This is a genomic window from Listeria sp. Marseille-Q6474 (genome assembly GCF_946902005.1).
Taxonomy (GTDB): domain Bacteria; phylum Bacillota; class Bacilli; order Lactobacillales; family Listeriaceae; genus Listeria; species Listeria innocua.
This window is the reverse complement of sequence record NZ_CAMPPS010000002.1, coordinates 679,338-704,033: the sequence shown is the minus strand read 5'-3', so window position 1 is coordinate 704,033 and position 24,696 is coordinate 679,338. Positions and strand designations below refer to the sequence as shown.

The window sequence follows — 24,696 nt, the reverse complement described above, 5'->3', positions numbered from 1 at the left end:
TCCTCTCTATTTCGCCACTCCGGCAATTAATTTTCCGTCTTTATGTTCATAAAAAGCTTGTAATTCTGCTTCATCATGTGTTTTTCCAGTTTGTTCTAGTGAAGTTATTCTTGTTAACATCATTTCATATTCATTCGGGATAACGAAAATAAAATTCGCTTTTTCATCTTCCCAGTTGCTAAGAATTTCTTGTGCAAACTCGCTTCGAGTAAGGTTAGCATGTTGCTCGATTAACTGTTTTAGTTTAGCTAATTCTGGTGCAGATAACGTAGACCTACTGTTAACAAGTTCGTGGTTGATTTTTGTAGTTGTTTCTTGGCTGTTTTTCGTATAAATGTATGCAACTCCACCAGACATCCCAGCTGCAAAGTTCTCGCCAATTTCTCCAAGAATTACTACCGTGCCGCCAGTCATATATTCACAACCATTATCGCCAATGCCTTCCACTACAGCAGTTGCGCCACTATTACGAACAGCAAACCGTGCACCTGCTTTTCCGTGCATATACGCATGCCCTCCCGTTGCCCCGTATAGCGTTACGTTCCCAACAATCGCGGAGTCATGAGCTTTAATTGGCGTTCTATGATCTGGACTTACAATTAATTTACCGCCAGAAAGTCCTTTTCCGAAGTAGTCATTAGCGTCACCATGAATTCGAAGCGTCATACCAAGTGGTGTATAAGCGCCAAAGCTTTGACCTGCTGATCCGACAAAATCAAGTGATATGGTGTCTTCAGGTAAACCTAACGCACCATATTTTTTACTTATAAAGGAGCCTGCAATCGTGCCAATTGCGCGGTCAACGTTTCGTACTGCGAAAGTTCCAGTTACCTTTTCACCGTTTTCGAGTGCCGGTTTAATTAATGGAACAATTTCTCGCATATCTAGCGTTTGATCGATTTTGTGGTCTTGCTGTTTCGTACAGTATTGGACTTGATTTTTATAAAAGTCATCGCTGTAAAGCATATTCGAAAAGTCGATATATTTCGCTTTCCAGTGCGCTTCTTTTTTCTCATGGGTTGTTAAAAACTCTTTATGACCAATAATTTCTGTTAGACTTCTAAATCCAAGCTCAGCCATCATTTCGCGCATTTCTGCAACAATAAAATGGAAAAAATTAACCACATAATCTGCTGAACCATTGAATTTTTTACGAAGCTCAGGATTTTGCGTTGCTACTCCAACTGGACATGTATCTAAATGACAAACACGCATCATAACACAACCTAGCGTTACAAGTGGCGCAGTTGCGAATCCAAATTCTTCCGCGCCAAGCATAGCGGCAACTAAAACGTCTTTCCCGGTCATTAGTTTTCCGTCTGTTTCAACGACAACTTTATTTCTCAAGCCATTCAGCAGTAATGTTTGGTGAGTTTCAGCTAAGCCGATTTCCCACGGCACACCTGCATGACGGATACTTGTTCTTGCCGCTGCCCCGGTTCCGCCTTCATAGCCACTTACTAAAATGACATCAGCATTTCCTTTAGCAACCCCAGCAGCAATCGTTCCAATCCCTGTTTTCGAAACTAATTTTACGTTTACACGCGCATTTTGGTTAGCATTTTTTAAGTCGAAAATTAGTTGCGATAAATCTTCAATTGAATAAATATCATGATGAGGTGGTGGTGAAATGAGGCCAACCCCTGTTGTGGAACCACGTGTTTTGGAAATCCATGGATAAACTTTTTTCCCAGGTAAATGTCCGCCTTCACCAGGTTTTGCCCCTTGAGCCATTTTGATTTGAAGTTCCTCTGCATTGACCAAATAATGACTTGTTACGCCAAAACGTCCAGAAGCGATTTGTTTTATAGCACTTCTACGCCAATCTCCATTTTCATCTGGCGTAAAGCGGTTCGGGTTTTCGCCGCCTTCTCCACTATTACTTTTGCCGCCAATACGGTTCATCGCGATAGCAAGTGCCTCATGAGCTTCTTGACTAATCGAACCATAAGACATCGCGCCAGACTTAAAACGCTTGAAAATCGACTCCGCAGGCTCTACCTCATCTAAAGGAATCGGCTTGCGGTCGCTTGTAAATGTTAATAACCCTCTTAAAAAGGCATTACTTTGATTTTGCATTAAATCCGAATATAAATTATATGTTTCTCGGTTATTTTCACGCGTAGCTTGTTGTAAAGAATGGATTGCAAGTGGATTATATACGTGATATTCTCCGTTTGAACGCCACTGATACTCTCCGCCTGTATTAAGCGTGAAACTTTGGTAGCCAATATCATGATAGGCTTCACGGTGGCGCAACCAAGCTTCTTGAGCGATAACTTCTAGTGGAATACCACCAATTTGTGAGGCAGTACCCGGAAAATAAGTGTTAATTACTTCGTCGCCAATTCCGATTGCTTCAAAAATCTGTGCCCCACGATAGCTCTGAACGGTAGAAATCCCCATTTTCGACATGATTTTTAAAATTCCATCGGTAATTGCTTCAATATAACGACTTTCCGCCTCATCTAGCGTGAAGCCTTTAATGCGCCCTTCTTTAATTAAGCCATCAAAAGTATCAATTGCTAAACTTGGGAATACAGCATCCGCCCCGTAACCAATTAACAGTGCACATTGATGAACGTCTCTTGCTTCTGCTGTTTTTACGATAATACTTACTTTCGTCCGCGTTCCTGCTTTTACTAAATGATGATGCAAACCACTAACAGCTAATAATGCTGGAATACCAATCCACTCTGCATTCACGCCATCATCTGATAAAACTAGCAATTCTGCCCCGTTCGCGATTTTTTTATCAGCTGCTTCAAATAATTCTTCCAAACATGCTTCTAATCCATCCCGCTCTTCCGCCTTAAATAAAATCGGTAAAGTAGCAGTTGGTTTAGCAAATTTTGTTTGCAAGGTGAGAGCAGCAAATTCTTTTCGAGATAAAATAGGCGTTTTTAAGCGAATTCGATTAGCATTTTTCGCAGTTGGATTTAAAATATTCCCCTCATCACCAAGTAGCGTCATCGCCGAGGTAACAGTTTCTTCGCGTATACCATCAATTGGCGGATTCGTTACTTGCGCAAAAAGTTGTTTAAAGTAATTAAACAATACTTGGGGGCGCTGACTCAAAACTGCAAGCGGTGCATCATACCCCATTGCGCCCATCGGATCTTTTTTCTCTGTGACCATAGGAATCAAAATTTTATTTAATTCATCTTGCGTATAACCAAATGCACGTTGTTTTTTGAAACGCTCTGACTTATCCATCGACTCATAACGTAAATCTGCTGTTACTAAGTCAGCAATCTCTGTCATCTCTAAATCTAGCCATTCACGATACGGTTTTTCAGTTGTTAGTTCTTCTTTAAGTTCAGAATCAGTGACAATTCGTCCCGCTTCTAAATCAATCAGCAACATTGTTCCCGCGCCAACCGTTTCTTTACGAATTACTTCACTTGGATCTACTGGCACGACGCCTGTTTCCGATGAGTAAATGATTGTATGATCTTTTGTTTCATAATAACGTGCTGGGCGTAACCCATTTCTATCCAAAATAGTGCCGATAACACGTCCATTTGTAAATGAAATCGATGTTGGTCCATCCCAAGGTTCCATTAAAGTACTATGGTATTCATAAAATGCGCGTTTTGGATCTGTCATATGTGGATTTTTATCCCACGGCTCTGGAATAAGCATCATTGCCGCATGAGGTAGCGAACGACCAGCCTGCACTAAAAATTCTAAAGCATTGTCTAACGTTGCCGAGTCACTTCCACTTTCGTCAATAACTGGTAATACTTTAGCTAAATCTTTTCCAAGTAAAGCTGATTCCGCTCTTTTTTCCCGTGCTTTCATCCAGTTTACATTACCACGTTGCGTATTAATTTCACCGTTATGAATTAAATAGCGGTATGGATGCGCCCGTTCCCAGCTAGGAAAAGTATTTGTTGAAAAACGCGAATGCACCAAAGCAAAAGCCGATACATAAGCTGGATCTGCTAAGTCTAAGTAATATTGATTAATTTGCTCTGGTAGCAGCATTCCTTTAAAAATAACTGTTCGTGTCGATAAACTTGGAACGTAAAAAGTTTCGGTAATTAGTTCAGAAGTAGCTGCAAATTTTTCGACTTGTTTTCTAATTAAATAAAGCGCCCGTTCAAAACCGGCTTCGTCCAATTCGGCATTTTTCTGAATAAATAATTGATACATTGCAGGCTCTGTTTTTCTAGCTCCGGCACCGACTTTTGTAACATCAGTAGGAAGTTTACGCCAACCTAGAAACGTTTGGCCTTCGCTTGCAATTAGTTTTTCTGTTTCTGACATTAAACATTCGCGCTGAGCTTTATTTTGAGGGAAATTAAACATCCCAACAGCATAATGATATTTTTCTGGTAACGTAATGCCAAGCTTGCTACATTCACGTCGGAAGAAAGAGTCTGAAATTTCAAGCAAAATACCAGCCCCGTCACCTGTATCTCCCCCAACTTCTCCGCCGCGGTGTTTAAGCTGGCATAGCATATGAATTCCTTGTTCGACAATCTTATGAGAAGAAATCTTTTTAATATTAGCTACAAACCCAATACCACAAGCATCATGCTCATTCTCTGGATTATACAGGCCGTGTTTTTTTGGCAAATTTGTTTGTTTCATCCTAACTCCTCCTCTTCAAAAACTGAATCATCCGGATGGTTTACATCGGAATTATTCAAATTAACTGATAATTAATTGGCGATCCAGCTTACCTTACATTTCTTGTAGTATCTATTTTATTCCTTTTCATTTATCGAAACAATATATATAATAGAATAAAACAATCTCATTTCGAGAACAATTGGAGGTAAGTAATGGAACTTAGACAATTAAAGTATTTCATGGAAGTAGCCCGCGTCGAGCATATGACTAAAGCTAGCGAGAATTTGCACGTAGCCCAATCTGCCGTTAGTAGACAGATAACGAAACTAGAAGAAGAACTAGGTGTACCTTTATTTGATCGTGTTGGACGTAATATGCAGCTCACGAGTGTCGGTCAAGACTTCCTGAGTCAAGCTACAATCGCATTAAATGAACTACAAAAAGCCGAAGCCCTCGTAACTGAATACACCGATCCCACCAAAGGAACAGTTAGAGTCGGCCTGCCCAATTCGCTATCTACCAAAGTCTTGCCATCTGTTATTTCAACTTTCCGAGAAAAATATCCAGAAATCACCTACCAATTTATGGAAGGAACGAATGAAGAACTTACCGAAATGCTAGTAAATGGCGTTTTAGACATGACGTTCTTATCTCCAGTCCCCGAATCTAGTGAACAAATTGAAGCCCTCCGTTTTTTTGATGAAAAATTGAAATTAATCGTCCCAACAAGTCATCATCTTGCAGAAAATTTCACTGTTTCACTCAAGGAACTCGCTTCTGAAAAATTCGTACTTTATCCTGAAGACTTCGATTTATATAAAATTGTTACAAAAGCGGCGAATAAAAAAGGCTTCGAACCGCAAATAGCTTTTCAAAGCAGGGATTTTTATACAATTCAAGGATTGGTTGGCGCTGGTCTTGGCATTAGTATTTTACCGGAAATGATTTTAGATGGTGCGATTTTTAAAGAAACGAAAAGTATTGCACTCCGCGATAAAGAGTTACGTCGATCTGTAGGGATTATTACGACAAAAAAACGGAACCTATCCCCTTCTGAGAATTTGTTCCGTTCATTTATTATTTCGTTCTTTTCCAATTAATTATCTTCAGAAAATGCAGCTGGGTAATGAATTGTCCCTGCTAGATTCTCTAAACTTCCATCATACAGTTCAAGTAGCATAAAGTATTCAGATGGCACATCAAATGGTGCTGGAATCGCAAATTGATTGGAAGGAATAAATCCAAATCGCGGATAATAATCAGCATGTCCTAACACAGCAATAGCAGGATATGCTTTTTCGCGTGATAAGCGGATCCCTTCCTCCAATAAGCTTGAACCAACCCGTTTCCCCTGGTATTCTGGCAAAACGGCAAGCGGGGCAAGACCTAAAATAAATCTGCTGCGCCCAGCTGTCTCCAGTGAAATTTCACTAAACATAATATAGCCTACAATAAGCCCATCTTCCGTTTCTGCTACAAGTGACAAACCTGGCTGATAATAATCGGATTTCCGGATATTTTGAATTAAGTCTGCTTCCACAGTACCTTTAAAAGCTTCCTCATTCACACGACGAATGGCCTCGTAATCTTGTGGTTGTTCTTTCCGAATAATCATTTTTACTTAGCCACACGCTTCATTGCCATGCTATCTTCCAGCTGTTTTATCGCATTTAATACTACTTCAGCTGTCATTTCACCTGGCATCATATGGATCGTCTCATGTGGCTCAGTTGCACGTTTAGATACAGCAACGATGGTTTCTTCAGTAAGTGTCGCCAGCCCCATATCATATAAACTCGTTGGAAGACCCAGTTTGGCATAAAAAGGTAGTAATTGGTCAATTTCATTCCATCGATTTTCAATAACTAGTTGAACTAAAATTCCGTACGCCACTTTATTACCATGTAACAAATGATGCGTTTCTGGCACCATAGTTAATGCATCATGAATCGAATGCGCTCCCGCACAACGTCCATAATCATCACCAAAACCGCCAACCATTCCGCCAACTAAAATATTTGTTTCGATAATTTTCACGAATGCTTCATTTAATTCTTGCTTATCCATTGCGTTAAGTGCTTCTTCGCTAAATTGCAGTAAATTATCTCGGCACATTTTAGCAGCAATATGAGCAATTTCGATTTCGACGGATTTAGTTGGTAATGATTTAATAATCACATCTGCTTCATACCATTTAGCGAGCGTATCGCCAATGCCTGCAACGAGCAATTCTTTTGGTGAATCTAAAATCATTTCCGGATCAATTAATAATAAGGCGTTGCTGCTAGCGAATACGTCGTAACGAATCATTGCGCCATAAACGTCATACATCACACTAAGCGGTGTATAAGCCGCACAAGTGGAAGCAAGTGTTGGTAAAATAATCACTGGTAATCGTAAAACTGCTGCAGCTGCTTTACATACATCAGCAATTTTTCCGCCACCGACTGCTATAATCGCATCCATATTATTTGTTTTCATTATCGCTACCAGACGATCGCGTTCCTCATACGTTGAACCGCCATTATATACTTCAAAAGTAGATGTAACATTAGATAATACCGGGAATTTCTTTTTAGCGACTTCCCAAGAAGCATTTCCACGAACTACTAAAACATTTTTCAAACCGCGGCGTTCTAAGTGGGTAGGTAAAGTATCCCATGCGCCTACTTGGCAAAAATACTCTTGCGGAGCTCCGCGAACAATCAATTCTTTATTCAACAAAAATCATCCCTTCTGTCTGGCACGGTCGGATATTCGGCTGCGACATTTATAATTCAAATTGTATCGGAACTTAAACCTACTGTCAATCTAGCTACTGCTTAGCGATTTCGTCATCACCAAACCATTTTTTACTAATTTCCTGCATTTTTCCTTCTTTGTATAATTTTTCAAATGCTTCATTGATTTTTGATTGCAGTTCTTTATCACTTTTACGCATACCTACAGCAAAATCGGTCGGATCAAAGCCACCAGTTATAATAGTATAGTCATCTTTGTTTTTTTGTTTATCAATATAATAACGCGCGTATACTTCATCAATAATCAAGCCGTCAATGCGTTTATTATTCAAATCAATAAATGCTGTATCGAACGTATCATACAATTCTGGTTCGTTGTTCTTGATAATATCTGTGAGCACTTCTGGTTTTTTAGCCATGTCATCAATCGAACTTGCGCCGTTTTGAGCCCCTAGCGTTTTATCTTTCATATCACTAAATTTATTAATATTGCTTGATTTCAATGTCACTAATACTTGTTCGTTTTTCATGTAAGGTTTGCTAAATGCAACTTGTTTTTTTCTTGCGTCATTTACCGTATACCCATTCCAAATCAAATCTATCGATCCATTTTTCAGCTCGGACTCTTTCATCGTCCAGTCAATTGGCGTAAATTTCGCTTTAATACCATATTCTTCAAAAACAGCTTTTGCAAGGTCAATATCAAAGCCGACTAAATTATCATCTTTATCACGAAATCCCATTGGTACAAAACTATCATCTAAACCAATGACGACTTCCTTATCTTTTTTAATTCTACTCCACTGGTCTTCCTTAGATTCACCACTTGAACATGCCCCTAGCGCTAACATTACGATTGCCATTACCGTTATTAATAATCCTTTTTTCATATTAGTTTACCTCCTTTTTTAGTGGTTCGACTTCCATCATTTGATCTGCAACTTTTTTGGCAAAATCGTGATCATGTGTCACAATAATCTGCGTAATACCAACATTTTTTAAACTCAAAATTAACGACGCCACATGATCTCGTAAGTCAGGATCTAAAGCCGATGTCGGTTCATCAAATAGTAGTACTTTTGGATTCATCGCCAGTGCCCGAGCAATAGCCACACGTTGCTTTTGTCCTCCAGATAATTGGTAAGGCATATTATCCGCTTTGTCTGCTAAATCAAGTAAGCCAAGTAACCTTTTAGCTTCTTTAATAGCTTCTTCTTTTTTAGTTTTCCTAGCAAGCGTCGGTGCCAAAATCAAATTATCTAACACACTTAAATGTGGAAACAAGTGAAATTCTTGAAAAACTACGCCAATCGTATTTTCCACATCTTTTCTCGACATCGGATCAATTTTTTCACCGTCAATAAAAATTTCTCCGGCATCCATTTTTTCAAGACCACTAATACAACGAAGCAAAGTGGTTTTCCCGCCACCGGATGGCCCGACGATAGAAAGTATTTCCCCGTCTTGAAGCGCAATATTCACATTATCTAAAATCGTTTTTTGATCAAATTTTTTCGATAAATTTTTAATTTCCAACATTTTCTTCACCTCATTTATAATAACTAAAACGTTTTTCTAATTGTTTAAATAGTAGCGTTAGGATAGCCGTTAACGCTAAGTATATTGCAGCCACTAATACGAGTGGAATTAAAGTAACATCTCTACTCATAGCAATTTTTCCTGCTCTTAGTAAATCACCAATGCCCAGGATGTAAACTAACGAAGAGTCTTTTACTAAATTGATAACTTCATTTCCGATCGCCGGCAAAACACGTTTGACAACTTGCGGTAAAACAATTTTTCGAAGCGTTTGACCGTAAGTTAGACCAAGAACTTTAGCACTTTCATATTGTCCGTTTTCGATTGATAAAAAGCCACCCCGGAAAATCTCTGCGAAATAAGCAGCATAATTTAAAATAAAAGCAATAAACACCGCGTCCATTCGGTCAAAAACAACTCCGATAATCGGCAAACCATAATAGATAAAAATTAATTGTAAAAGTAATGGTGTACCTCGCATAATCCAGATATAAATGTTTAAAATAAATTTCAGCGGGGCTATTTTACTAATGTTTCCTACTGCCACTATAGCTCCTAGGGGGATAGAACAAACTAGCGTGACGACAAAAACAAGTAAGGTTGTTTTCGCCCCGTCAAGTAATGCTGGTAAAATTTCCATGATATAATCCATATTGTTTCGCTCCTTTTTTACATAAAAAAATCTCGTCGCACTTGGCACAAAATTGCCAAGAGGACGAGAATACTATTCACGTGGTTCCACCTCAATTTACTGATACTTCACAGCACCAGCCTCAGTTAGTTCGAGACTAACAAGCTATAACGGGCTTTTCCCGAGTTCACCTACTCACTTATGCTTCAGTAAACCAGCTCCGAGATGTGTTCGATAACGCTATCTTTATCCTTTCGCACCAACCAAGGACTCTCTTAAAAAGAATGACGCTCTACTTGTTCTGTTCATCGCTTTTACTTCTTCTTGCTAATACTCTACCACGATAAAGCGATAGAGTCAACCGTTTTTAATTGAACAAAAAAAGACAAGCAAACAGTTAGTCGTTTGCTTGTCTTTTTATTAATCTTTCGCTATTAGTAAGTAGTCGTCTTTTTGTTCGAAGTAAATGCGTACTTCTGTCCCTACTTCACTTTTAGACTCGATACAAATTTCATGACCTAATTTCTTCGCCATTTGCTTAGCGAGATATAGCCCCATTCCAGTTGCTTTCTTTTCTTGGCGACCGATTGTGCCGGTAAACCCTTGTTCAAAGACGCGAGGTAAATCTTCTTCTTTAATACCTCGACCGTTGTCTTTAATGTGAAGCACTTTTTTTCCGGTTACTTCTGTATCGCACCAAATTTGAATATCGCCACCATCAGCAGTATATTTTAATGCGTTAGATAACACTTGATCGATAATAAAGCCCAGCCATTTACTATCAGTTCGCACATCAATATCTACATTTTGTAAATCAAGTTTCATCTTTTTACCAATGAAAAGCTTGGAGTGACGCTTAACTGATTCGCGCATAACAGCACCAAGATTTTGTTCTTGGATGAAATAATCTTTAGAAAACGTATCAAGCCTTGAAAAATAGAGTGCTTGCATTACTAATTTATCAATTGTCTCTAATTCTTCATCAATCTGTTTAAAAATGGTTTTGGTATCATTTAAATCTGGATTATTAATTAACATTTTGCTTGCTACAACAGGAGTTTTCACTTCATGTACCCAGTATAAAATGAAATCGTGATATTCTTGCTGCTTGTCTTGAAGTTTACTAATGGTTCGTAATTCTTCTTTATGTTTTTTTGCCATTAGCTGATTAAAAAAAGCTTGCTCGCGTGTTCGCGGTTTTGGTAATAATTCAATGATATTTTCTTCAATTTCGCCACTTACTAGGTCTTCCATTTCACGCCAATAATTGTATTTAAAGAAGTAGCCTAACACTAAGTAAGAAAGCAGGAAGACAAAAACAAAGACATATAAGTAAATGAAATTCCCGAGAGTTAATTTACTGTTAGGATCAATTGAAATTAATACCCCGACGAAAAACATAATACTGCAAAAGAACAATAAGAAAAATCGTTTATCTTTTATATAGCTCCACCAGTTCATATCGCACCTCCCTCATTCGAGTTAATTTACTTCATTTGGAATAATTTGGAATGTCGCAAAATCAAACAATCCTTGATCTGTTAATTTTAATTCAGGAATTACTGGTAAAGTCAGAAACGACAATGTCAAAAATGGGTCAAACCCCTTAGCTTTACTAATCTGATTAAATGCTTTTAAAAGGCCTCCCAAATCATTTTCTACTTCTTCATATGGTTTATCACTAAGAAGTCCCGCCACTTGGAGCGCTAAATCATGCAATACATTACCTGCTGCATCTACTACTGCAATGCCTCCACCTGTTTTTGTCACATGGTTGATTGCTTTTTCCATGGCCTCATCGCTCACACCAACTGCGACAATATTATGGGAATCATGCGCGACGGTCGTAGCAATCGCACCTTCTGTTAAGCCGAAACCTTTAACAATTCCAACACCGACGCATCCAGTATTATGATGACGTTCCACAACAGCCATTTTTAGCAAGTCTTTTTCGATTGACGGAACAAATTTACCATTTTTAATTGTAACTTGTTCTATTAGTTTTTCTGTAAAAAGGTTATTTTGTTGCATTCCAATGACATAGCAAGTTTCATTTGTTAATGGAAGTTCTAAATCTTTGATGCTTAAATGATGATTAATTTTTGGAGAAATGAACTTCGCTTTGTTTTTCTTTTTAAAGGCTGCTTCTTTACGAGTTCCGTTTTCAACGACAACTTGTCCATTTTTTAAAACTTTGCTAATTTCAATTGTTTTTAAGTCTTTTAGAAAAACAATATCCGCTTGATAGCCTGCTGCAACTGCACCGAGGTAAGGCAAGTTATGGCAATTAGCTGCATTAATTGTCGCCATTTGGATGGCTGTGATTGGCTCAATACCGTTTTCAATTGCGAGTCGGATATTATAATTAATCGAGCCTTCTGTGATTAAATCATTAATTAGTTTATCGTCCGTACAAAAACAAAAACGATGGCTATTTTTCTCCGTTACTGCTGAAATAGTTTGCTTTAAATCACGACCGACTGTACCTTCGCGCAACATAACAAACATTCCCGCACGTAAGCGATCAAGTGCTTCTTTGGCACTCGTACTCTCATGATCAGTTCGAATTCCAACAGCAAGATAATTATTTAAATCCGCGCTAGTTAAACCCGCCCCGTGGCCATCAATTCTGCCACCTTCTTGTTTTGCATCAATAATTTTTGTTAAAATATCTGCGCTACCTTTTGCAACGGATGGGAAGTCCATTACTTCTGCGAGACCGATTACTTTTTCGTGTTTATAAAGTGGATGAAGATGTTTTGCATGAAGTGTTTCGCCGTTATGTTCACCTTCTGTTGCTGGTACGGATGATGGTAGCATGACGAACATATCAAGCGGAGCGCCTTTTGCATCTTCAAGCATAAATTCAATACCTTTTTCTCCGGCAACATTGGCGATTTCATGTGGATCTGTAATGATTGTAGTTACGCCATTTGGAAGTAGCACCCGGGCAAACTCAGAGGGGGTTACCATCGCGCTTTCAACATGTACGTGCGCATCAATAAAGCCCGGTGAGATAAATTCTCCAGCGGCATCAATTATTTGATCTGCATCCGGAAAATGACCAATTCCAGCAATATAACCATTTTTAATCGCAATATCGCCTTCCATAATTTCACCTGAAAATACATTTACTATTCGTCCATTTTTTATAACTAAATCTGCTTTTGCACGGCCATCACTTACTGCGACCCGTTCTTGCAGTTGCTTTAAATTCTCCACCGATTTTCGCCTCCGTTAATTATGCTTCAAAAAAACCTTCATCAAGTAAATAACCTTCTGCAGCTTCTAAAGTTGGGAAAACCGCTTCTAGATTTTCTCCTGTGTAAATAACCCACATTTTATTTTCATAGACTAAAGAAAGCTTTTCGCCCTCATTATCTTTGTATATTTTTGTAAAACCTTCTTTAAACCCATCTTCATCTTTATCCATAAACTCTTTCGCTTCAAGTAACAACACGCGAATTTCATTTTGAGAGTAGTCTTTTACATTGACGTAACCTTGCTTATCTAGCGGTTCTACTTCTAAAAACGGCGCATAAACAAACGCGTTACCATTAGGATGAAGATGTTTGACGATGATTTTTTTATCCCTTTTACTCGCTGGATAATGTACGTTCACGCGCCCCATAGAAATTTCATGCAGTTCAAAACCATCGATTGATTCTATTAGCGCTTTTTTCTCTTCAAAATTTAACATAATATATTTTTGCCTCCAAATTAATTTTCTTTTAAAATATCCGTCACAAGCGCCGGCAACCAGACTTTTATATCTTCAAAAGTAAAGCCAGCTTCTGTTGCTTTTGCATTATCCATGTAATAAGTTTTATTGATGCTAAACGGCGAATCATCCACATCATCTGTTACTTCTTCAACGAGTGCCACTTCACCTGTTTTCGCTTCAAGCATTTTGATAAAAGCATTTAACGAATATGTACCGTTAGAGCTAGCATTAATTGGTCCAGTAAGGTCAGATTCCACCCCTACCCATTCTAAAAAATGAGCTGCTTCATCTGAAGTAATAAAACTTATTTCCGCCTGCGCATTACTAATACCAATTTCTTCATGGTTTTTAATATGCTCCAAATGAAAATGTAGACGTTTCGTATAATCATCGAGTCCAAGGACAATCGGAAAACGAACTGCTACCACTGGAAAAGAGGCTTTTTGAAAAAACACAGCTTCAGCAAGGCGTTTTCCTTCCCCGTAATCAAAATCATCTTTGTCACCAATAACAATTTCATAATGTTTTGGATTAAAATCATCTTCCACCAACGCGCGACCTTTTTGACTATAAACGGACAGAGAAGATGTATATATGTATCGTTTTACTTTGCCTTTAAATGCATCTACTGCATAAAGAGCTTCTCGCGGTGAGAAACAAATATTATCATAAATAACGTCCCATTCTTCTTTTGCTAATTGGAATAAGGCGTCTCTAGATTCGCGGTCTAGTACAACATGTTTTACAGAATCGCCAAAATCATCTTTTGTTTTTCCTCTAGTGCCAATTGTGACATCATGCCCAGCGGAAACAAGTCGTTCTACTAATTTCTTTCCAAAAAAACGCGTACCACCAAATACTAAAATTTTCATTTTGACTCCTCCTTAATTTACGAAAAACAGGAAGTTCGCGTTTTTTGGCGCTATCTTCCTGTTTTCTTACTTCATTCAATCATATAACCTTGGCCTTTTTTCGTCTTAATAAATTCATCTAAGCCGATTTCTGCTAGTTTTTTACGAATTCGTACAACGTTGACTGTAAGTGTATTATCATCGACAAAACTTTCATCTTCCCAAAGTGCACGCATAATTTCGTCACGACTTACAATACTACCTTTTTGTTTCATTAATTCATATAAAATCAAAAATTCGTTTTTCGTTAATTCAATTTTATCTTCTAAATGGGTAAGTGTATTAGTATCAATGTGTAAAAATACATTATTATGTTCCATTACGTTCGCTTCTTCTAAATCCGCATACGAATATGTCCGTCTTAAAAGTGCATTGATCCGAGCCATTAAAACATCCAAATCTACTGGCTTTTCAATATAATAATCTGCTCCCATGTTCATTCCCATGATTTGATCCATTCGCGAGTTACGTGATGATAAGAAAATAATAGGTACATTCGAAACTTCGCGAATTTGATTACACCAGTAGAACCCATCAAAAAATGGAAGATTCACATCTAAAATAACCAATTGGGGCTCAAATGATAAAAACTCTTGCAAAATATTATTGAAATCATCAACAACCCCTATTTCAAATCCCCATTTACTTAAATGTTTTCTAATAGTATCACGAATTACCTCATCATCTTCTACGATATATACCTTAACCATTTCTTGTACCTCCTCGGCAGAACTCTCTTTTCATTTTAGCTGAATTAAACACAAAAGCCAATTACTTTTTATCTGCCATAACGATTTTAATAAAAGAATTAATACATAAAAAGTAATAAGCAGCATAACAAATAATGTAAATACCTGTTCCAATTAAAACAGGATATTTGATATTATCCATTAAATTAATCGAAATTCCCCATAATGCAGCCATTGAATGGGCAATTCCAAAAAACAACGGAATGGCAAAAATTGGCCAAACTTGTTTGGAAATAATCCTTCGTACTTCTTTTTCGGTAACACCTAATTTAAATAATATATCAAACTTAGACTTCTCAGAAACAGCATCTGTTACAAGTTTAAAATAAATAATGCTTCCTGTTGCTAAGAAAAATACAATACCGATGAAAATCCCAATAAATAATAGCGAACCTACTAGCGTGGAAATCAAGTGATAATTCGTATAATAGGACGAAACATTTTCAGAAAAAAGAGAAGGTTCCCCGTCCACGATAGTCTGTACTTTCTTATCTAATTCTTCACTGTGATTGGGATTCGTAATATCAAACATTGCCACTATTTCTGGTGCGAATAGCCTTTCCAAATCATCATAATATTCATCTGATACAACGAGCGTCTCATAAGAAATACCCGTATTGAAAATCGAATTCTCTCGAAAATCAACTACTTTTATTGGTGGCATTTTTTTCGCTAAAGACTCATTCGACTGGACTACCATTTTTCTTGATAGCCACTTATCTTGAATCTCTTGTCTTGCATAATACGTATTTTTTCCAAGTAAGATGGCGTCTCCATAAGAAAGCTTTTTCGGCTTCTCAAAATCACTTTGCTGTTTGGCGCCAATGCGGTTATATTCGGATTCTGCTACGACCGTATGAATCATGTTATCCATCCGCGTTTTATATTTGGGAATATCTTTATATTCTAGCGTAGCACTAACCATTTCCGCTTGCATCAAACTTTTTAATTTGTGATCTTGGTCATTTTGTATCGTTTGAATAATTTCTCGTTCATCTTTAGCCGAAATATCAAGCACTTGGTAACTAGAAGGGTTTTCTGCTGAAATGTCATTAATTGTTCGAACATAAAAACTACTCATCGATCCAATAATCGTTAATGTCGTCGCGCTTAATACTGCAATCATCGCAATCGTTCCTGCATTTTTCTTTAACCTAAAGCGAAGGGAGGTAACACCAATCATGTTTGTTCCGTTATAAAAGAAACGTTTATTACTATATAACTTCCGAATCACATACGGCGTGCCAAACCTCACCATAAGCCATGTCCCTAAAATAACAGAACATAAAATAACTAAAATTACATCAAAAAAATCATATGTTAGCCAAATTGGTGATACTTCAATATTACTTGTTGCCAAATAATAACCAAAAATAATAAGAGCAAGTCCAATTAACATAAGAAAAATAGAACCCTTAGCCAATTTCTCTTCTTTTTGATCATTTTTAAACAATTGGCTTAAATTATATCTTAATACAATATAAACGGCATAAAAAGAAGTGAACAGCATGATACAAAAAAAGACAAGCCCAGTATCAAGAACTGCTTTAAATGAAATAATAAATTCAGCATCAATCGCGAGTCCAACAATCCAAAACAAAATCATCGCGAAAAACTTTGAAGAAAATATGCCAATTAAAATACCAAATAAGGTCGCAAGCATGTATAACAAAGCATTTTCATAAAATAAAACTAAAACTATTTGCGACTTACGTAAACCAAGTAATGAATAAAGTCCGATTTCTCGTTTTCTTCTTTTAAGAAAGAAGCTATTAGAATAAAATATGAAAAAGAAAATAAATAATATCAACATTAAACTTGCCGATGAAAACATTGCTGGACCAAATAATTCCCATCGTTTAAACACCTTGTCTATGAGCGGATTATAAGAAAGTGAGACGAAAGTAAAAAATACTAATACACACACAATAAGCGAAACAAAATAGACGATATATTGATTAAAATTCTTTCGCATATTGGTCAGCGCGATTTTAAATAACATTATTTTCGCCACCTCCAAGAAGCGCCAACACATCTAACACCTTTTGGAAAAATTGTTTTCTTGAACTTGTTCCGCGGTATATTTCTGTAAAAATTTCGCCGTCTTTAATGAACATAATCCGTTCGCAGTAACTCGCCGCAAAAGCATCATGAGTTACCATCAAAATGGTAGAATCTCGAACACTTTTAGCTTGAGAGAGACCTTCTAACAAGTTAGTTGCCGCTTTAGAATCAAGAGCTCCAGTTGGTTCATCAGCAAAGATTAATGTTGGTTCGGTAATCATTGCGCGACAAACCGCCGTTCTTTGTTTTTGCCCACCTGAAATATCTGTCGGGTATTTATTCCGTAAATCATAAATGCCAAACTGACGTGCAATAATTTCAAAACGTTCATCAATTTCTGCTTGCTTTACTCGAGCTAAGGCCAGAGGTAGCACAATATTATCTTTAACTGTCATTGTATCTAATAAATTATAATCTTGAAAAATAAATCCTAGTTGATCTCTACGAAACACTGCTAAATCTTTCCCTTTCATTTTAGACAGCTGTTTTCCGCCAATTTCTATTTCTCCAGAAGTTGGCTTATCTATAGAAGATAAAACATTAAGTAATGTAGATTTCCCTGCACCTGATGGACCCATAATACCTACAAATGAGCCTCTTTGTATTTCTAAACTAATACTTCCTAACGCAGAAAACAAATTTCCTTTTGAACCATATACTTTTCTGACTTTAAGCGCCTTTAGCACTGTATCCATTGTTTTCCTCCCGTTACACGATTATTTGCTTATTTTACCCTATAATGAAGCAAGATACCATGGTCTATAGATGTATTTATCAAAAAATCATCTCCCTATTTTAAGAAAACAGAAAAATGATTCTTGTTATTATTTCTTTTCAATGAATATTTCTTCCCCAACTGTATTATCATCTGTATACGTTTCTTGCATGGACTGGATAATTGCACTTAATTCTTCTAAACTAACAGACACATCTGCCGCAACAATATCCCAAGCAACTTCTTCCCGTCCGTTAATCGATGTCATAATCTTTAATCTTCCCTGAGAAAAAAGAATTACTGCTGGCTTAATTAGTTCTGTCCCTTTAATTTCATTCCACGGCTTAAAATCGCCACGATAAGCAAGCCCACGTTCTGTTAACTCTACAGTGGGTGCGATATTGATTAAACGCAGTAATGGCCGTAAAACACAAAGACCAATAAACACAAGTAAAATCACTTCTTCTGTACCTGTAACGCCTTTTATATGACTAAAAATTACATATAACAATAATCCGGCAGCAATCCAAAGTAAACAACTTGAAAAAATAAGGCGTCGGTTTACGCCAAATTCGATTTTTTCTATTTTATTCGCTTGATTTAGCTCATTTTCTATCATTTTCTTCCTCCAGTTTACTTCTCTCTTATTTCTATTGTACTAGAAATATACTACAATGGAAAGAAAGCATTCTATCGTTTAAAAACTACTACCAAAATGGATTATTTACAGTTGACGTTTCTAGCATTTGTGATATAATTTCTTTAATGCTTTTAAGTAGTAAAATATAAGAAATAATAAAGGAGGAGAACATCATCGATCAAGTTATCTTAATTGGCTTCATGGGAGCTGGAAAAACAACAGTCGGCAATATACTCGCGAAATTAGCTGATTTGCCTTATATTGATATTGACGAAGTAATTATTCGCGAACAAGGAATGAGTGTATCTGAAATTTTTGCAAAGTATGGTGAACAAGAATTCCGCCGACTAGAACACGAAAAATTAAAAGAACTAGCTAATACCAAAGCCGTTATTGCAACAGGCGGTGGCATTGTTCTAAATCCTGAAAATAGAAAAGTCTTAAAAAATACATATCCAGTTATTTATTTAGAAACCGATCCGGAAGTATTTATGAACCGCTTAAAAGGTGATACAACACGCCCGCTAGTTCAACAAAAGACACCTGAAGAAATCCGAGCAATTTTCGAACCGAGAATTGCCCATTATCAAGATTCCGCAGACTTCATTGTCAATACGGACAACCGTAATCAACACGAAGTCGCTAAAGCCATTTTAACCATGCTAGATAAGTAAAAAAGAGCGCTAATAATATTAGCGCTCTTTTTTTATTCCGTGCAGTGTCGACACCACATATCGGGTAAAACAGAAGTATAATCTTTTGTAAATGTTAATAAATCATAAAACATACTATCTGCGTAACCTGCGTCGATATTTTCGATTTTATTTAATTCTATTTCGCGATGGAGTGCTTCGAGTGCGGCATCACGAAGAGCGGGCAATACATAGCCAGTTATCTTAATTTGCGCTAACGCAGCCGATACAGTTATCCGGTCCGACTCTCTAAGAGCGCTACCATATTCCGCTAAAAGTTGTTGTAAACGGTCTACCCCGTCGTCTTTGGCTGGTATATAAGTGGAATGTTTGACTGTTTCCATCATGTATTTCGGAAAAGCTGCTAAATTAAGTCCTTGGTCACTTTTATCACTAAAATATTCTTCTAAACGATGAAGTACCTCCATTCCATCGGCATATCCAAAAGGACTATAAGCATCATTTTTGTCTAAATAGTAACTTGCTTTAAAATGTTCTTTAAAATGGGGATGGGTTGTCTCTAAGTCAAGAGCAGCATCTGGGCGGTCAATATACATTGTAATAGCCATTTTATAAGTTCCTCCATTCATGTGAAATCTGTTACATACATCTTACCAAATTCGCACGGTTATGGAAAGCAAAAAAATATTATGACAATTTAGCGACAATTTCTTGTGCCCTCAGCCCTTAATTCGTGTTTTATTTAACTTTTTAGTGATAAAACAGTAAAATTTATCTATTCTAATATTTGGAAAGTTAAAAATAACACCTTTGACCATATTTTTATTTCGTGGTTAAATAATAATTGGACTTGATTTTCGTAAATCACGTCTGTTAATTTGACTTAGTCAACCACACACACTCGAAAAGCAAAAACCGCCATTTATCCCATTTTGGCGGTTTTTGTATGTTTATTTTAAGGTTAAAACGGTCACAGCTTCAATATGTGTCGTCATCGGAAACATATCTACTGGTTGCACTTTCTTCGCTTCATAACCGCCTTCTGTTAATATCTTCATATCTCGAGCAAGCGTCCCTGGATTACAAGAAACATATACTACTTTCTTTGGTTTCATTGCAAGAATTGTTTCAAGTAGTGTTTCATCACAACCTTTTCTCGGTGGGTCTACTACTAAAACATCCGCTACAATCCCGTTCTTATACCACTGTGGAATAACTTCTTCAGCTTTACCTGTTTCAAAGGTTGTATTCGTTAGGTTGTTTAATTCAGCGTTTGCACGGGCATCTTGAATAGCTTGGTCAACAATTTCAACACCGTAAACATGTTTGGCTTTTTTCGCAAGACAAAGTGAGATCGAGCCAATCCCGCAATATGCATCAATTACTGTTTCTTCTTCCGTTAACTCGGCGGAATCAATAGCTTGTTGATATAAAACCTCTGTTTGCAAAGGATTTACTTGATAAAAAGAACGTGCCGAAATTGCAAATCTAATACCATGAATCGTATCTTCAATAATATCACTTCCCCAAAGTGTTTTCGTACGATCACCGAAAATCACATTTGTTTTTTGTGGGTTAATATTTTGAACGATGGACGTTACTTCTAGTTGATTCGTTAAGTCTTGAATAATTTCCGCTTTGAAAGGAAGGCGCTCTTTCGTTGTTACAAGGACAATCATTAATTGACCGGTAGTGTGCGCAAACCTAGTCATAATATGGCGAATATCACCTTTACCTGTTTTTTCATCGTAAGGTTCTGTCCCATATTTTGCCAAGATTTCTCTTGTTTTTTGAACGGCAACATCCCCTTTTTCATTGTGAATTAGACATGTCGACATATCAATAATATCATGGCTTCTTTTTTGATAAAAACCGGCTGTTAATTTTCCGTTCACAAAGCCAACTGGAACTTGTGATTTATTACGATAGCGCCACGGGTTTTCCATACCAAGCGTGTCTGGTACTTCTACATTTAACTTACCAATGCGTTTCATTGTTTCTTCTACTTGGTTTCGTTTAAAAGCTAGTTGTCCATCGTAGCTCAAATGTTGTAAACTACAGCCACCACATTTTGAATAAACGGCACAAGGTGGTTCAACACGTTCAGCACTAACAACTTCAATATTTTCCATCCGCGCAAAGCCGTAATTTTTATTTAATTTAGTAATTTTTGCAGTTATCTTTTCTCCTGGTAATGCATTTGGAATGAAAAGCGGATAGCCATCAATCTTACCTACACCACTGCCGTCATGTGTTAAATCTTCAATAGTTAGTTCTACGGATTGGTTCTTTTTTAAAAGGGATGCTTCCAAAGTCCCTTGCCCCTCTCTTTGCTTTACTTAATAATGTATTCGATGCCGATTGGTTCTGTGATAGTTGCTTCTTTTTGGTCTTTAAATATAAGCATCGTATTTTTTTGTAAAGTAAAATCATAAACAAATGATTTTGGATAAATCGTTACGTTTTTTTGAGTACTTAAATTTTTTGTATTGTCATTTATAGTTATTTCATCGGGAATTTTATTGCTAAAAATAGCCGCAGCAACTTCTGCATCCTTACTTGAATAAGTCGTTTCAAGTGTTAATTTAATATCGCTTTTTTTAGTTGATTCTGCTTTTATAGCTTTTTGACCTGTTTCGATTGTTCGTTCGCCGCTTTTAATTTCGTAATTAGCAAACTTTTTTTGGACGGTCGTTGTTGGATAACGATATTTTGTATTAGTAATATATTCCGAAACTTTTTTCGCTTCAATGCGAAGACGATATGCCTTCATTCCGTCATAACGACTATTAGAAGCTGCTAATTTATTTAAAATTTCTGGATTAGTTGTTGCTATGATTAAATCGCCGTTTTTAGCGATTGTTGCTTCAGTACTTGGAGATGGGATAGATAGAAATACATTATCCTCTAAGGGAATTTGCATTTGGTCGTTTATCCACACTTTATTACTTTCAATTAATTCTGATTTACTGACTGTCGGCGCTTGTTCTTCGGCATCAACTTGCCAAAAGAAAAATATAGCCGCTGCGATAGCAATGATAAGGATAACAATTACCATAATGAATTTTTTTAATACATATCCACTCGTCATATCGCATTCACCTCATTTCTTGTCAAGATACCTATTATACTTGTTTTGCGCAAATAAGACAAATATCTAACAATAATTACATCCTTTTTACTATGTTGCAGTTAGGACATTTAGGCTAAAGAAAAAAACTACCAAGCTGGGCAGTTTTTAGCTATTTTCTTTTATAAATAAATCGGTTGCTGGAATATCATCTACACTCGCAAAAAATTCGATATGCTGTTTTAAGTTGCGGAATTCCATCGGGGTTTCGCCGCCAAGTTCTCCGTCAAGGTTAATAAGCATCTTGTCTTCAGAGTGTACACTTACTTTTTCTGATTTTACATAAATAACGTTTGGTTCTTTAATATGATCTCCTCTAAGCGCCAAAGTAACTAAGCGAATAAATTCTGCTAAATTCACTTTTTTGACGATGATGAGCGAAAACTTACCATCATCTAACTTGGCATCAGGAGCAATTTTTTCAAAGCCTCCAATAGAATTGGTTAAACCTAAAAGAAAAAACATTACTTCCCCTTCAAAGACACCTTGATCATATTCTACTTTTACTTTGGTAGCTTTTAAGGAAGGGAGCATTTCAATTCCTTTTAAGTAATAAGCTAATTGTCCAAGCATTGTTTTTAATCTGCTTGGGACATCATACGTGAGCTCTGTAAGCCTACCCCCACCACCAATATTAATAAAATAAGTATCATTTGCTTTACCTATATCCATTGCTACACTTTGACCAGCTGCTATAATCTTCGTTGCTTTTATCACGTCTCTAGGAACATGTAAGGCTCTTGCAAAATCGTTGGTTGTCCCGGTTGGAATAATCCCTACTTTTGGTCGATAAGGTTGTTCTGCAATCCCATTAATAACTTCATTAATGGTACCATCTCCGCCCGCTGCAACGACTAAATCATATCGATCTCTTACAGCTTCTTCTGCTGCGTGCTTGGCGTCACCTGGCTCTGCAGTTGTGGCATGTGCAGATGTTACATAACCTGCTTGCTCTAATATCGAAAGGACATCTGCGAGATTTTTCTTGATAATCTCTCTTCCAGATGTGGGATTATAAATAACTCGAGCGTGTTTTTGCATTATGTTCGTCCTCTCCTTCACTCAAACAGCGTTGTTCAAAAGAAAAGCGCGTTTTGACACATGATAGTAACATTATAGCAAATTTCGCTATAAATTCCTAATAAATAAAGCAGTGAAGCGAAATGCCTCACTGCCTAAAAATTAACGTTTGTTCATTTCTTCTAGTAAAATTTTATTAACCATTGGTGGGTTTGCTTGGCCTTTTGTTGCTTTCATAACTTGGCCTACAAGGAAACCGACTGCACGATCTTTCCCATTTTTGTAATCGATAATAGATTGTTCGTTGTTATCTAAAATTTCTCCAATGATAGTACGTAAAGCTCCTTCATCGGAAATTTGAACAAGTCCTTTATCTTTTACAACTTGCTCTGCATCGCCACCATTTTGTGCTAATTCACGGAAAACTTTTTTGGCGATTTTAGAGGAAATAGTTCCAGCTTCGATTAATTTAATCATTCCTGCTAGATTTTCTGGTGTTAATCCTGTGTCGTGAAGTTCTTTTTGTTCTGCATTTAAGTAAGCAGAAACTTCACCCATCAGCCAGTTAGATGCTTGTTTAGCGTCTGCTCCAGCCGCAAGAGTTGCTTCAAAGAAATCAGACATTTCTTTTGTAAGCGTAAGAACCATCGCATCGTATGCTGGTAAACCAAGATCATTGATATAACGGATTTGACGTTTATCTGGAAGTTCTGGAATTTCAGCACGAATACGTTCTTTCCAAGCATCATCAATAAATAGATCTACTAAGTCTGGCTCTGGGAAATAACGATAATCATCCGAACCTTCTTTGATACGCATCAAGGAAGTTTTGCCCGTTGCTTCTTCAAAACGACGAGTTTCTTGTTCGATAATGCCGCCGGACTTAAGCACTTCTGCTTGGCGTTTTTCTTCGTATTCGATACCTTTACGCACGTTGTTAAAGGAGTTTAGGTTTTTAAGTTCTGTTTTTACGCCAAATTCTTCTTGCCCGATTGGACGGATAGAAATGTTGGCGTCACAGCGCATCGAACCTTCTTCCATTTTCACATCGGATACGCCAGTGTATTGAATGATAGATTTTAATTTTTCTAAGTACGCATAAGCTTCTTCAGCAGAACGAATATCTGGTTCAGAAACGATTTCGATAAGTGGTGTTCCTTGACGGTTAATATCCACTAAAGAATAACCATGCGATGTATGCGTGTTTTTCCCTGCATCTTCTTCTAAATGAAGACGAGTGATACCGATTTTTTTCTTTTTGCCCCCAACTTCGATTTCAATCCAGCCATGCTCGCCAATTGGTTTATCGAATTGAGAAATTTGGTATGCTTTGGGATTATCAGGATAAAAGTAGTTTTTACGGTCAAATTTTGTATGCTCAGCAATTTCGCAGTTAATCGCCATTGCAGCTTTCATACCATATTCGACAGCACGTTTATTTAAAACTGGTAAAACACCTGGCATTCCTAAGTCTACCACGGTTGTATTTGTATTTGGTTCTGCTCCAAAATGAGCTGGCGCAGAAGAAAATATTTTTGAATTGGTTTTTAACTCTACGTGAACCTCAAGTCCAATAACTGTTTCAAAATTCATTGCTA

The 24,696-nt window shown here is 37.1% G+C and carries 21 protein-coding genes and 1 other annotated feature; of the genes, 2 read left to right on the top strand and 19 right to left on the bottom strand.

Translation table 11 applies throughout. The features are described 5' to 3' along the window. Positions 1–6 precede the first annotated feature (6 nt). The gene (gene gltB / locus OC533_RS14280; protein ID WP_194324133.1) at positions 7–4,599 is read right to left on the bottom strand and encodes a glutamate synthase large subunit; all 4,593 of its coding nucleotides are present in this window, start codon (positions 4,597–4,599) and stop codon (positions 7–9) included. A gap of 194 nt (positions 4,600–4,793) precedes the next feature. On the opposite strand from gltB, the gene OC533_RS14275 reads away from it, so the two are divergent. Further along, the gene (locus OC533_RS14275) at positions 4,794–5,681 is read left to right on the top strand and encodes a LysR family transcriptional regulator (protein WP_045554470.1); all 888 of its coding nucleotides are present in this window, start codon (positions 4,794–4,796) and stop codon (positions 5,679–5,681) included. Here OC533_RS14275 and OC533_RS14270 read toward each other — a convergent pair. The 13 genes from OC533_RS14270 to OC533_RS14210 all read right to left on the bottom strand — a co-directional run bounded on the left by OC533_RS14270 (position 5,678) and on the right by OC533_RS14210 (position 18,274). Beyond that, positions 5,678–6,196, bottom strand: coding sequence for a GNAT family N-acetyltransferase (locus OC533_RS14270; protein ID WP_194324135.1), 519 nt, complete (start codon positions 6,194–6,196; stop codon positions 5,678–5,680). The two genes, OC533_RS14275 and OC533_RS14270, sit on opposite strands and share 4 nt — an antisense overlap. A 2-nt stretch (positions 6,197–6,198) precedes the next feature. Continuing rightward, positions 6,199–7,305 (bottom strand): iron-containing alcohol dehydrogenase family protein, encoded by a 1,107-nt coding sequence (locus tag OC533_RS14265; RefSeq protein ID WP_077916507.1) that lies wholly within the window; start codon positions 7,303–7,305, stop codon positions 6,199–6,201. A gap of 91 nt (positions 7,306–7,396) precedes the next feature. Beyond that, complete coding sequence (locus OC533_RS14260) at positions 7,397–8,212, bottom strand: amino acid ABC transporter substrate-binding protein (protein WP_194324137.1); 816 nt, start codon at positions 8,210–8,212, stop codon at positions 7,397–7,399. 1 nt (position 8,213) lies between these two features. After that, on the bottom strand, positions 8,214–8,861 hold the full coding sequence (locus tag OC533_RS14255) for an amino acid ABC transporter ATP-binding protein (RefSeq protein WP_185501556.1): 648 nt from the start codon (positions 8,859–8,861) through the stop codon (positions 8,214–8,216). Between the two features lie 10 nt (positions 8,862–8,871). Next, positions 8,872–9,513, bottom strand: coding sequence for an amino acid ABC transporter permease (locus tag OC533_RS14250; RefSeq protein ID WP_003769032.1), 642 nt, complete (start codon positions 9,511–9,513; stop codon positions 8,872–8,874). Positions 9,514–9,569: 56 nt separating this feature from the next. Next, positions 9,570–9,810: a binding site (T-box leader), on the bottom strand. 102 nt (positions 9,811–9,912) lie between these two features. Next, complete coding sequence (locus tag OC533_RS14245) at positions 9,913–10,953, bottom strand: sensor histidine kinase (RefSeq protein ID WP_070751874.1); 1,041 nt, start codon at positions 10,951–10,953, stop codon at positions 9,913–9,915. A 21-nt stretch (positions 10,954–10,974) separates the two neighbouring features. Then, a complete protein-coding gene (gene ade, locus OC533_RS14240) occupies positions 10,975–12,714 on the bottom strand; it encodes an adenine deaminase (RefSeq protein ID WP_194324139.1) in 1,740 nt (579 codons plus the stop codon). Between the two features lie 19 nt (positions 12,715–12,733). Further along, complete coding sequence (locus tag OC533_RS14235; protein ID WP_003767354.1) at positions 12,734–13,192, bottom strand: hypothetical protein; 459 nt, start codon at positions 13,190–13,192, stop codon at positions 12,734–12,736. Positions 13,193–13,212: 20 nt separating this feature from the next. After that, complete coding sequence (locus OC533_RS14230) at positions 13,213–14,088, bottom strand: SDR family oxidoreductase (RefSeq protein WP_070751870.1); 876 nt, start codon at positions 14,086–14,088, stop codon at positions 13,213–13,215. 71 nt (positions 14,089–14,159) lie between these two features. Then, the gene (virR, locus tag OC533_RS14225) at positions 14,160–14,837 is read right to left on the bottom strand and encodes a two-component system response regulator VirR (protein WP_003762805.1); all 678 of its coding nucleotides are present in this window, start codon (positions 14,835–14,837) and stop codon (positions 14,160–14,162) included. A gap of 61 nt (positions 14,838–14,898) precedes the next feature. Then, positions 14,899–16,878 (bottom strand): ABC transporter permease, encoded by a 1,980-nt coding sequence (locus tag OC533_RS14220; protein WP_185590743.1) that lies wholly within the window; start codon positions 16,876–16,878, stop codon positions 14,899–14,901. Next, entirely contained in the window at positions 16,868–17,635 is a 768-nt protein-coding gene (locus OC533_RS14215; protein ID WP_160464862.1) for an ABC transporter ATP-binding protein, read from the bottom strand. Before OC533_RS14215 ends, OC533_RS14220 begins: the two co-directional genes overlap by 11 nt. Positions 17,636–17,764: 129 nt before the next feature. After that, a complete protein-coding gene (locus OC533_RS14210) occupies positions 17,765–18,274 on the bottom strand; it encodes a hypothetical protein (protein ID WP_185485098.1) in 510 nt (169 codons plus the stop codon). Positions 18,275–18,447: 173 nt separating this feature from the next. Here OC533_RS14210 and OC533_RS14205 point away from each other — a divergent pair, with 173 nt between their 5' ends. Then, positions 18,448–18,969, top strand: coding sequence for a shikimate kinase (locus OC533_RS14205; protein ID WP_112120426.1), 522 nt, complete (start codon positions 18,448–18,450; stop codon positions 18,967–18,969). A 32-nt stretch (positions 18,970–19,001) separates the two neighbouring features. Here the strand turns inward: OC533_RS14205 and OC533_RS14200 are convergent, their stop codons facing one another. The 5 genes from OC533_RS14200 to gatB form a co-directional block, all read right to left on the bottom strand. Beyond that, complete coding sequence (locus tag OC533_RS14200; protein ID WP_160464864.1) at positions 19,002–19,556, bottom strand: molybdate metabolism regulator; 555 nt, start codon at positions 19,554–19,556, stop codon at positions 19,002–19,004. Positions 19,557–19,898: 342 nt separating this feature from the next. Continuing rightward, on the bottom strand, positions 19,899–21,260 hold the full coding sequence (gene rlmD / locus OC533_RS14195; protein WP_194324141.1) for a 23S rRNA (uracil(1939)-C(5))-methyltransferase RlmD: 1,362 nt from the start codon (positions 21,258–21,260) through the stop codon (positions 19,899–19,901). Positions 21,261–21,283: 23 nt separating this feature from the next. Further along, on the bottom strand, positions 21,284–22,039 hold the full coding sequence (locus tag OC533_RS14190) for a hypothetical protein (protein ID WP_003769050.1): 756 nt from the start codon (positions 22,037–22,039) through the stop codon (positions 21,284–21,286). A gap of 147 nt (positions 22,040–22,186) precedes the next feature. Continuing rightward, entirely contained in the window at positions 22,187–23,119 is a 933-nt protein-coding gene (locus OC533_RS14185; RefSeq protein WP_003762823.1) for a diacylglycerol kinase, read from the bottom strand. Positions 23,120–23,260: 141 nt separating this feature from the next. Continuing rightward, the gene (gene gatB / locus OC533_RS14180) at positions 23,261–24,691 is read right to left on the bottom strand and encodes an Asp-tRNA(Asn)/Glu-tRNA(Gln) amidotransferase subunit GatB (RefSeq protein ID WP_003762825.1); all 1,431 of its coding nucleotides are present in this window, start codon (positions 24,689–24,691) and stop codon (positions 23,261–23,263) included. Between the last annotated feature and the right edge of the window lie 5 nt (positions 24,692–24,696).